This is a genomic window from Pseudomonas sp. BW16M2 (genome assembly GCF_014268865.1).
Lineage (GTDB): Bacteria > Pseudomonadota > Gammaproteobacteria > Pseudomonadales > Pseudomonadaceae > Aquipseudomonas > Aquipseudomonas peradeniyensis.
In genome coordinates this window covers 1-9,689 of sequence record NZ_JABWRI010000057.1, presented here as the reverse complement: position 1 = coordinate 9,689, position 9,689 = coordinate 1, and the positions used below count along the sequence as shown (strand labels likewise).

10 protein-coding genes are annotated in these 9,689 nt (G+C 62.5%); 1 reads left to right on the top strand and 9 read right to left on the bottom strand.

Translation table 11 applies throughout. The annotated features are described in order from the left end of the window. Positions 1 to 269: 269 nt before the first annotated feature. The 5 genes from HU735_RS26620 to HU735_RS26600 form a co-directional block, all read right to left on the bottom strand. Positions 270 to 1,079 (bottom strand): OmpA family protein, encoded by an 810-nt coding sequence (locus tag HU735_RS26620; protein WP_028692909.1) that lies wholly within the window; start codon positions 1,077 to 1,079, stop codon positions 270 to 272. Continuing rightward, a complete protein-coding gene (locus tag HU735_RS26615) occupies positions 1,076 to 1,429 on the bottom strand; it encodes a DUF4398 domain-containing protein (RefSeq protein WP_186716455.1) in 354 nt (117 codons plus the stop codon). The genes HU735_RS26620 and HU735_RS26615 overlap by 4 nt, the downstream gene beginning before the upstream one ends. 9 nt (positions 1,430 to 1,438) lie before the next feature. Next, positions 1,439 to 2,260 carry a transporter substrate-binding domain-containing protein gene (locus HU735_RS26610; RefSeq protein WP_186716454.1) on the bottom strand — a complete coding sequence of 274 codons (822 nt, stop codon included), beginning with the start codon at positions 2,258 to 2,260 and terminating at the stop codon, positions 1,439 to 1,441. Positions 2,261 to 2,345: 85 nt separating this feature from the next. Then, on the bottom strand, positions 2,346 to 3,275 hold the full coding sequence (locus tag HU735_RS26605) for an FAD-binding protein (protein WP_028692906.1): 930 nt from the start codon (positions 3,273 to 3,275) through the stop codon (positions 2,346 to 2,348). Continuing rightward, positions 3,276 to 4,025 (bottom strand): electron transfer flavoprotein subunit beta/FixA family protein, encoded by a 750-nt coding sequence (locus HU735_RS26600; RefSeq protein WP_028692905.1) that lies wholly within the window; start codon positions 4,023 to 4,025, stop codon positions 3,276 to 3,278. Positions 4,026 to 4,567: 542 nt separating this feature from the next. Between HU735_RS26600 and HU735_RS26595 the strand changes: the two genes are divergently transcribed. Further along, complete coding sequence (locus HU735_RS26595) at positions 4,568 to 6,232, top strand: 4Fe-4S dicluster domain-containing protein (RefSeq protein WP_186716453.1); 1,665 nt, start codon at positions 4,568 to 4,570, stop codon at positions 6,230 to 6,232. A gap of 144 nt (positions 6,233 to 6,376) precedes the next feature. Here HU735_RS26595 and HU735_RS26590 read toward each other — a convergent pair whose 3' ends face one another. The 4 genes from HU735_RS26590 to HU735_RS26575 form a co-directional block, all read right to left on the bottom strand. After that, positions 6,377 to 6,982 (bottom strand): START domain-containing protein, encoded by a 606-nt coding sequence (locus HU735_RS26590; RefSeq protein ID WP_186716452.1) that lies wholly within the window; start codon positions 6,980 to 6,982, stop codon positions 6,377 to 6,379. 33 nt (positions 6,983 to 7,015) lie between these two features. Beyond that, complete coding sequence (locus HU735_RS26585; RefSeq protein ID WP_023628900.1) at positions 7,016 to 7,270, bottom strand: YkgJ family cysteine cluster protein; 255 nt, start codon at positions 7,268 to 7,270, stop codon at positions 7,016 to 7,018. 107 nt (positions 7,271 to 7,377) lie between these two features. Then, the gene (locus tag HU735_RS26580) at positions 7,378 to 7,854 is read right to left on the bottom strand and encodes a hypothetical protein (RefSeq protein WP_186716451.1); all 477 of its coding nucleotides are present in this window, start codon (positions 7,852 to 7,854) and stop codon (positions 7,378 to 7,380) included. A 62-nt stretch (positions 7,855 to 7,916) separates the two neighbouring features. Continuing rightward, positions 7,917 to 9,359, bottom strand: coding sequence for a PLP-dependent aminotransferase family protein (locus HU735_RS26575; RefSeq protein WP_186716450.1), 1,443 nt, complete (start codon positions 9,357 to 9,359; stop codon positions 7,917 to 7,919). Between the last annotated feature and the right edge of the window lie 330 nt (positions 9,360 to 9,689).

The following is a 9,689-nucleotide window of genomic DNA, read 5'->3' as shown; positions in this document are numbered from 1 at the left end:
GATGAATGGAGCGAGGATTTTTTGGTGACTTTTTGATCCTTCAAAAAGTTACCCGCCGTAAGGGCGGAAAGGTGACTAAGCGTCGACATCACAAATGAATGCGCATAAAACTTTCAACACAACCAAACAACCAAAATCAAGAGAAACAAAGTAGTAGTTAGCCGGTTGGCAATGAATTGACTGATTGAGTCCTATCGCGCTCAAACCCGCTTCTACAAGTTATGTATAACTTCTTGTAGGAACGGGCTTGCTCGAAATCAAAACAGAACTCAACGCGCTGGCGCGAGTTTGCCCTTGTCATCGGAGAAGACGATCTCGACCCGACGATTCTGCGCCCTGCCCCGCTCCGAGGCGTTGGCCTCCACCGGATACTGGTCGCCATAACCCTCGACCTGGATACGCTTCTCGTCTACCCCCAGATCGACCAGCATGTCGGCGACCGACTGGGCGCGATCACGGGACAGCTTGAGGTTCTCTTCCGCAGCGCCAGTGCTATCGGTGTAACCCTCGATCCGCACCACCCGCCGTGGATTGAGCTGAAGGAACTGCACCAGCTTAAGTACAGTACGGCTGGCCGAATTCTTCAGGTCGGCCTGGCCGGTATCGAACAGCACGTCACCCAGGGTCATCACCAGGCCACGATCGGTCTGCTCCGACGCCAGCGCGACAATCTGCGCCTCGACGAACTTGCCCTGCTGCTGGACGCTGGCCAACTTGGCCTCGCGCAGCGCCAACTGCAGGCGCTGGCGCTCCAGATCAAGCTTGGCCAGACGCTCCTGGTTCAACGCCAGCTTGGCATGCTCGCTGGCAATCTCGCTGTAGCGCTGGCTCAGGTAGGCATAATGACGGACATCACTGCCAGTGCCGACATAACCTGCCAGACGCTCCGCACGGGCCAACGACTCGCCGGCGCGGATCACATCGCGAGGAGCGCTGCGCAGCACATCGGAATCGTCCTTGACCTTCTGGAACGCGGCACTGGCATCGTCCAGCGCCGACTCGCTGCGCTGGCTGGCGCAACCCTGCAAACCGACCAGGGCCAGCAAGGCCAAGGCCGCCATGGGCTTGAGGCGCTTCATGGCTGCACCTCCAGTTGCTTGCGCAGGCGCTTGATCCGCGACTGCATCGCCTGCAGCTGCTCCTCGCTCTTCTGGTTCAGCACCCGCGCCTCGGCCAGGCGGGCATCGAGCTCGGCCTGCTCGGCGCGCATGCGCGCATCGCGGTGGCTTTCGCCGAGCATGTTGCTCTTGGCCCGGACCAGCTTGTCTTCGGCCAGCTTGAACTCCGGCACCTGCTCATTGGCACCGACCGCCTTGGCCTGCTCCAGCGCCTGTTCCGACAGGCGCAGCTGTTCATTGGGTGCCGGGTCGTTGGCACAGCCGGCCAGGCCAAGCACGGCCAGGGCGAGCATCAAGGGTTGGATTCTCACTCACGCTTCCTACTGTTTGGGGGCACCCTGCGACGCCTGCATCTGCGCCTTCCAACGCTCGACATTGCGCTGCAGCACAGCTTCGCTCGCCCCGGAGATCGGCAATTCTGTCAGTTTTTTCGCCAGTTGTCCGCGCAACCAGCTGTCGTTGCACGCCGAGTTGTGCGAGACCGCCAGGTACAGCCCCGGACGGTCCACCGGCAAGCCCCGGGCGATGAGGTCGCTGCCCACGCCCAGGCTCTGTGCCATGGCCATGCCCGAGTAGCGCCCGGCCAATACATAGTCGACCTGGCCGAGCACCAGCTTCTGGAAGGCCTGCGTCAGGTTCTGCGCAGGCTCCAGCTTAAGCTGCGTCTTGGCGAAGGCGTCGAAAGCCGGGGTCAGGCGGGCCTTTTCGGAAAGGGCACCCTGATACTGGGCGAGGTCGGCCGGGCCATCGAACACCAGAGTCGCGTCGTGGCGGGTCCAGACCAGGTATTCGTTGAGCTGCAGGGCCGGATGGATGTAATCCAGGCTGGTCAGCTGGGTGACCTGCATCGGCGTGTCGAGCAGCAGGTCCATGCGCCCGCTGCGCACCTCTTCCAGGGCCTGCTCGCGCTTGCCTGCGTGCAGCACCTCGACCTTCACCCCAAGCTCGGCCGCCACCTGGCGCAGCAGGTCGACATTGGCGCCGATCAGGTGTTTCGGGTCCTGCGGGTCCTGCCAGGAGTACGGCGGCGCATCCGGGCTGCCGGTAGCCACCAGACGCTCGCACTTGCCCAGCGCCAAGGCCTGCGTCGACAACAGCACCAGCGCGCAGGCCAGCCCTCCCTTGCTCCAGCGAAACGCCATGCACCTCTCCCCGCCCCTGAAAAAACCATGAAAAAACCCGGACCGCCAAGGGCGGGCCGGGTTCTTTATAAGTGAAGCAGGCGGATCAGACCAGCTTTTCCAGCTCCGGAACCGCTTCGAACAGGTCGGCGACCAGGCCGTAGTCGGCGACCTGGAAGATCGGCGCCTCTTCGTCCTTGTTGATCGCGACGATCACTTTCGAGTCCTTCATGCCGGCCAGGTGCTGGATCGCGCCGGAGATACCAACGGCGATATACAGCTGTGGCGCGACGATCTTGCCGGTCTGGCCGACCTGCATGTCGTTCGGCACGAAGCCTGCGTCGACCGCGGCGCGCGAGGCGCCGACGGCGGCGCCGAGCTTGTCGGCCAGGGCGTACAGGTGCTTGAAGTTGTCACCGTTGCCCATGCCGCGGCCGCCGGAAACGACGATCTTGGCGGCGGTCAGTTCAGGACGGTCGGACTTGGCCAGCTCTTCGCCAACGAAGGCCGACTTGCCGGCGTCGTGGGCGGCAGCGACGGCTTCGACAGCAGCCGAACCACCTTCGGCGGCCACGGCGTCGAAGCCGGTGGTACGCACGGTGATGACCTTGACCGCAGCGCTCGATTGCACGGTGGCAATGGCGTTACCGGCGTAGATAGGACGCTTGAAGGTGTCGGCGGATTCGACCGCGATGATCTCGGAGATCTGGTCGACGTCCAGCAGCGCGGCAACGCGCGGCAGGATGTTCTTGCCATTGGTGGTGGCCGGAGCCAGCACGTGGCTGTAACCCTTGGCCAGCTCGACCAGCAGCGGCGCGACGTTTTCCGGCAGGGCGTGGGCATAGGCGGCGTTATCGGCAACCAGCACCTTGGCTACGCCAGCGATCTTGGCGGCGGACTCGGCGACGCCACCGACGTTCTGGCCTGCGACCAGCACGTGGATATCACCACCGATCTTGGCGGCAGCGGCGACAGTGTTCAGGGTGGCCGGGGCTACGGCACCGTTCTCGTGTTCAGCGACAACCAGGATAGTCATTTAGATTACCTTCGCTTCGTTCTTCAGCTTCTCGACCAGTTCGGCCACCGACTTGACCTTGATACCGGCGCTGCGGGCAGCAGGCGCTTCGACCTTGAGGGTCTTGTTGGTGGAGGCGATGGACACGCCCAGCGCGTCTGGAGTGATGGTCTCCAGCGGCTTCTTCTTGGCCTTCATGATGTTCGGCAGCGACGCGTAGCGCGGCTCGTTCAGGCGCAGGTCGGTGGTAACGATGGCTGGCAGGTTCAGCGCGACGGTCTGCAGGCCGCCATCGATTTCACGGGTGACGTTGACCTTGTCGCCGGCAACTTCGACCTTGGAGGCGAAGGTACCCTGGGCGAAGCCGGTCAGCGCGGCGAGCATCTGGCCGGTCTGGTTGTTGTCGCTGTCGATGGCCTGTTTGCCGAGGATCACCAGCTGCGGCTGCTCCTTGTCGACAACGGCTTTCAGCGCCTTGGCCACGGCCAGGGAGTTCAGTTCGTCAGCGGCCTCGACCAGGATGGCGCGGTCGGCGCCCAGGGCCAGGGCGGTACGCAGTTGCTCCTGGGCGGCGGTCGGGCCGATGGAGACGACGACGATTTCGCTTGCCACGCCCTTCTCTTTCAGGCGGACGGCTTCTTCCACGGCGATTTCGCAGAAGGGGTTCATGGACATCTTGACGTTTGCAAGGTCGACGCCGGAGTTATCCGCCTTGACGCGAACCTTGACGTTGTAGTCGACCACTCGTTTGACAGCTACAAGAACCTTCATGGATTCCTCGTTACTCTCCGGTGAAAAGAAGATCGCCTGGGGACTGCCCGGCGAATGCGCGTGGGTACAAGGGCACCTCTAAAAACGTTCCGACGCCGACAAAGTTCAATTGACCGATCAGTCCTGTTTCGACCCTTGCGGGCAAAACCCACGGGTCATTTCCTGTCGTGGCGTGTAGACTCCACTACAAAACCTGATTCGGCCCGTAAACCCTGCTCCACACCTGGTCTTTAGGGGTGCACCTGCGCCCGACGGTCAGCCTACGGCGAACGCGAAAGCGCTCGTATCTTGACCGTAACACCCAATCCGGTCAATACGGCAAATTGGCCAGCCTCCAGCCGCCTACCTGCGATTCTACGGGCCTCCGGCAAATTCAAACAAACGTTTGTATTGGACCCGCCAAGTGGTGTAGATATAATGCGCGGCCAAGACAAAACGGTGTAGTCCATCACCTGCGAAGCTACAGCCTCTGCACGCCGCACGTGACCGTGAACACCCATAAAAGACAAGCAACGCGATGAGCCTTGAGTAGGAGAGAACCTGTGGAACGCGAATACATGGAATTCGACGTGGTCATCGTCGGCGCAGGCCCGGCGGGCCTGTCCGCCGCCTGCCGCCTGAAGCAGAAGGCCGCCGAAGCCGGTAGCGAGATCAGCGTCTGCGTGGTCGAGAAAGGCTCCGAAGTCGGCGCCCACATCCTCTCCGGCGCGGTGTTCGAACCCCGTGCCCTGAACGAACTGTTCCCCGACTGGAAAGACCTCGGCGCACCGCTGAACACCGAAGTGAAGCGCGACGACATCTATGTGCTGAAAAGTGCCGACAGCTCGACCAAGGTCCCCGACCTGTTCGTGCCCAAGACCATGCACAACCAGGGCAACTACATCATCTCCCTGGGCAACCTGTGCCGCTGGCTGGCCCAGCAGGCCGAAAACCTGGGCGTCGAGATCTACCCGGGCTTCGCCGCCCAGGAAGCGTTGTTCGATGAAAACGGCGTGGTCCGTGGCATCGTCACCGGCGACCTCGGTGTCGACCGCGAAGGCCATCCGAAGGACGGCCTGTACACCCCGGGCATGGAGCTGCGCGCCAAGTACACCCTGTTCGCCGAAGGCTGCCGTGGCCATATCGGCAAGCAGCTGATCAAGCGCTTCGATCTGGACAACGAGTCCGACGTCCAGCACTACGGCATCGGTCTCAAGGAAATCTGGGAAATCGACCCGGCCAAACATGAGCAGGGCCTGGTGGTGCACACCGCCGGCTGGCCGCTGGACGTGGTGAGCGCCGAGAACACCGGCGGCTCCTTCCTTTATCACCTGGAAAACAACCAGGTGGTGGTCGGCCTGATCGTCGACCTGTCCTACTCCAACGCTTACCTGTCGCCGTTCGACGAGTTCCAGCGCCTCAAGCACCACCCGGTGATGGCCCAGTACCTCGAAGGCGGCAAGCGCATCAGCTACGGCGCCCGCGCCATCTGCAAAGGCGGCCTGAACTCGCTGCCGAAGATGGTCTTCAATGGCGGCGCACTGATCGGTTGCGACCTGGGCACCCTGAACTTCTCCAAGATCAAGGGCAGCCATACCGCGATGAAATCCGGCATGCTCGCCGCCGAGGCGGTGGCTGACGCATTGATCGCCGGCAGCGAAGGCGGCGACCAGCTCAACGGCTATGTCAGCGCCTTCAAGGCCAGCTGGCTGCATGAAGAGCTGTTCGCCAGCCGCAACTTCGGCCCGGCGCTGCACAAGTTCGGCCCGTTGCTCGGTGGCGCGTTCAACTACATCGACCAGAACTGGTTCGGCGGCAAGCTGCCGTTCACCCTGCACGACACCAAGCCGGACTACGCCTGCCTCAAGCTCGCCGCCGACTCGCAGAAGATCGACTACCCGAAACCGGACGGCAAGCTCAGCTTCGACAAGCTCAGCTCGGTATTCCTCTCCAGCACCAACCATGAAGAGGAACAACCCTGCCACCTGAAGCTGACCGATCCGAACATCCCGATCGCCAGCAACCTGCCACTGTACGACGAGCCGGCACAGCGCTACTGCCCGGCCGGCGTGTACGAAGTGGTCACCCAGGAAGACGGCAACAAGCGCTTCCAGATCAACGCGCAGAACTGCGTGCACTGCAAGACCTGCGACATCAAGGATCCGGCCCAGAACATCACCTGGGTCACCCCTGAAGGCGCCGGCGGGCCGAACTACCCGAACATGTAAGCCCTGCCATTGCGGCAAGCAAAAGCCCCCTGGCCGTGAGGCCCGGGGGCTTTTTTCATGGTCGTATGTCCTTCCCCTGTAGGAGCGGTCTTGCCGAGACGTCGGACCGGCAAGGCCGCTCCTACACAGGGAACACGCCAGCTTTTAGTTCTTCTCGGCGCGCTCTTTCAACCCCTTAAGGGTATTGAACGGCGCATCAACCACAAACTTGTTGGCCACCATCGCCGGCACGCTACCGCCCGGCTCGGTGTGCACCTGGTAGATCACCTCGGTGCTGTCGCCCTTGGGCACCAGCTTCCAGTAACCCTGCACCTGGGCCACACGCACGAAGCCATCGGCCTCAGGCAGGTACTTGGGTTGCCCCTCGAGCTTGCGGGTCAGGCTGCCATCAGCCTCCTGGACCGTAGTCACATGCAGGATCGAATCCCGCGGGGTCACCGGCCAGGGCGTGTTGAACTGGGTGTAGGTCCAGCTCTGGTCACCTTCGCTCTTGAGCAGCTTCTGCGACTTGCACTCGTGGATCCAGGCACAGGCCCCCGCCACGTCTTCCTGCAGCGCCTTGACCTTGGCCAGCGGCGCCTTGATCACGGTCACGCCGCGATAGGCCTTGTACTTCGAGCCGGCCACTTCGCTGAGGGAAACCTTGATCCCCTCCTCGTCCTTGGCCACCTGCCAGTTCTCGGCCCAGGCCGTCGGTGCCAGCAGGACGCCCATGCCACACAGCAGTGCAATACCTTTGATCGATCTCATCATCTTGTTCCTTGTTGTCGAAGATCCAACCTGTCACGCCGCCGTCATCTGCTCCAGCCACCCGATGATGCGGATGGCCTCGTCACGATCGTTGCCACAGATGTCCGCTTCCGCCTTGAAGCCGCCACACACCTGCGGCCGCTCGGGCTTGCCGAACAGCGCACAGAGGTTTTCGACATTCAGGTGCAGGCAGCGTTCGCCGGCCGGCTTGCCCTGCGGCATACCGGGGATCGGTGAACTGATGGACGGGGCGATGCAGCAGGCACCACAGCCCTCGCGGCATTTCATGACAACAGGACTCCCAGGAGCAAAACGGGACGAACGTCCCTGGATACTAACCGCTCAAACATATGTTTGAAATTGCCGGACAGATGAAATCAGCCGTGACCCGGCAGTCAGTTGCGGAATTCGAATTCGATGGCCGCGCCTTCCACATCCCGCCGACTGTCGTTGCGCAACTGCAACTGCATTTCGTTGCTGATCAGCCGGCCGTTGAGCTGGAACGGGCTGCTGTCGGATTCGGGCTTGGTGGGGAACATCGAGGGCAGCAGCGGCTTGCGCACCACCGGCCCGTCGCCAAGATCCGGCTCGAGATGCTTGACCATGTCCTTGGGCAGGCTCAGGTCGATCTTCGGCTGGGGCAGCGGCTTGGCGACGGCCTTGCTGACAGCCCTGGCCTTCGGTTTGGGTTTGGGCTTCGCCTTGGTTACCGGCTTGGCCTGCGGTTTGGCAGGGGCCTTGGTGGGCGCCTTGTTCACTGGCTTGTATACACCCTGCGCCTTGGCCGCCGGTTCGGCAGCCTGCACCGCACCGACCGACAGCCAGGGCAAGGCGAAACACAGGGCGATGGCGAGAGGACGAAGCAGGTTCATGGGTACCAGGAGCGCAAGCTGTAAAACGCGTATGCTCCCTGTTCCCGACTCGTCTGACAAGCCTACAACAGCATGCCGTTCGATTCCCGGCACAATTGCTGGGCCAGCAGCCCCAGCGTCATCACCGCACGCTCGGCCTCGCGATTCCAGGGAATGCCGCAATTGAGCCGGATACAGTGGTTGAACTGCTCGGTATTGCTGAAGATCAGCCCGGGGGCGATGCTGATGCCCTGCTCCAGCGCCCGCACATGCAGCTCCTGGGTATTGACCCGCCCCGGCAGGCTGACCCAGAGAATGAAGCCACCGGTGGGCCGGGTCATCTGCGTGCCTTCCGGGAAGTGCTGCTGCACCGCCAGCTGGTAAGCGCTGAGGTTCTTGCGGTATTCCTGTCGGATGAAGCGCAAATGCCGATCGTAGCCACCATTCTCCAGGTAGGCGGCCACCGCCATCTGCGTGACGCTGCACGCCGAGTGGGTGGTGAAGGTCTGCAGGCGCTGGATCTCGTCCTGGTAGCGCCCGGCAATCATCCAGCCAACCCGCACCCCCGGCGACAAGGTCTTGGAGAAGCTCGAGCAGTAGATCACCCGATCCAGCCGATCGAACGCCTTGAGCGACTTGGTGCGCCCTTGCTCGAACATCAGCTCGCCGTAGATATCGTCCTCGACGATCTGGATGTCGAAATCCGAGGCCAGACGCAGCAACTGTTTCTGTCGCTCCTCGGGAATGGTGCCACCCAGCGGATTACTCAGTCGCGCGGTCAGCACCAGGGCCTTGATCGACCACTGGTTGGCGGCCAACTGCAGGGCCTCCAGGCTGATGCCGGTGGAGGGGTCACTGGGGATCTCGATGACCTTGAGCCCGAGCAGGTCGGCCAGTTGCAGCAGCCCATAGTAGGTAGGCGACTCGGCGGCGATCAGGTCGCCCGGCCGGGTCAGGACCCGCAGTGCCATCTGCAGGGCATCGACACAACCATGGGTCACCACCACTTCGCGGGGATCGACCAGCACGCCGGCATCGCGCATGCGGATGGCAATCTGCCGACGCAACGGCTCGAAGCCGGGGCTGAACATGTAGCTGAAGGCACGCGGGCTATGGAAGCGCGTCACCTTGGCCAGTTGCTGGTGCAGGGCACGCACGGGCAGGTAGTCGACATGGGGCACCGCCGCGCCGAAGGGAAAGACGCCATCGCGCCGCGCCTCGACCAGTACCTGCTGGATGATGCTGGCCCGGGTGACCAGGCCGGGGCGTTCAACCCGGGCGATATCCGGGGTCTGCGCCGTCAGTGCCGGGGTCTGGTGGACATAGTAGCCCGACTGCGGTCGGGCGCGGATCAGGCCCTGGTCCTCGAGATTGGCATAGGCCTGCAGCACGGTGGCGTGGCTGACATTGAGCTGGGCGCTCATCTTGCGCACCGACGGCACCCGTTCGCCCGGCTGGTAGACACCCTGACGGATGTCATCGGCCAGTTGCTGGGCAATACGCTGGTACAGCAGCAGGTTGGTCATGGCGTGTTCTCGAAGCGCGGACGGGATCGTTATTCTTGTGCGACTCACTGCCGAGGCAGAATACCGTAACAGTTGCGAAGTGTACTGGGACAGATCGCAGGATAGTCAACAATACAGTTGCGTGACAGAGCAACGATTAATGTTTGAGTCGGCGCGCCGACGAACGCACAGAATGGTGATGCTGCCCGCTGTTGCCTGTTACCCGTTACACGTTGCCGTTGCCGTTGCCGTTGCCGTTGCCGTTGCCGTTGCCGTTGCCGTTGCCGTTGCCGTTGCCGTTGCCGTTCATGAGTCTAGCGCTATAGCCCCCTAGCGACAGCTGCGTCAGCC

What these genes read in the sequence shown, in the direction of transcription:
- HU735_RS26620 (WP_028692909.1), bottom strand. Translation starts at nt 1,079, where the DNA reads ATGAAGCGCCTCAAGCCCATGGCGGCCTTGGCCTTGCTGGCCCTGGTC.
- HU735_RS26610 (WP_186716454.1), bottom strand. Translation starts at nt 2,260, where the DNA reads ATGGCGTTTCGCTGGAGCAAGGGAGGGCTGGCCTGCGCGCTGGTGCTG.
- HU735_RS26605 (WP_028692906.1), bottom strand. Translation starts at nt 3,275, where the DNA reads ATGACTATCCTGGTTGTCGCTGAACACGAGAACGGTGCCGTAGCCCCG.
- HU735_RS26600 (WP_028692905.1), bottom strand. Translation starts at nt 4,025, where the DNA reads ATGAAGGTTCTTGTAGCTGTCAAACGAGTGGTCGACTACAACGTCAAG.
- HU735_RS26590 (WP_186716452.1), bottom strand. Translation starts at nt 6,982, where the DNA reads ATGAGATCGATCAAAGGTATTGCACTGCTGTGTGGCATGGGCGTCCTG.
- HU735_RS26585 (WP_023628900.1), bottom strand. Translation starts at nt 7,270, where the DNA reads ATGAAATGCCGCGAGGGCTGTGGTGCCTGCTGCATCGCCCCGTCCATC.
- HU735_RS26580 (WP_186716451.1), bottom strand. Translation starts at nt 7,854, where the DNA reads ATGAACCTGCTTCGTCCTCTCGCCATCGCCCTGTGTTTCGCCTTGCCC.
- HU735_RS26575 (WP_186716450.1), bottom strand. Translation starts at nt 9,359, where the DNA reads ATGACCAACCTGCTGCTGTACCAGCGTATTGCCCAGCAACTGGCCGAT.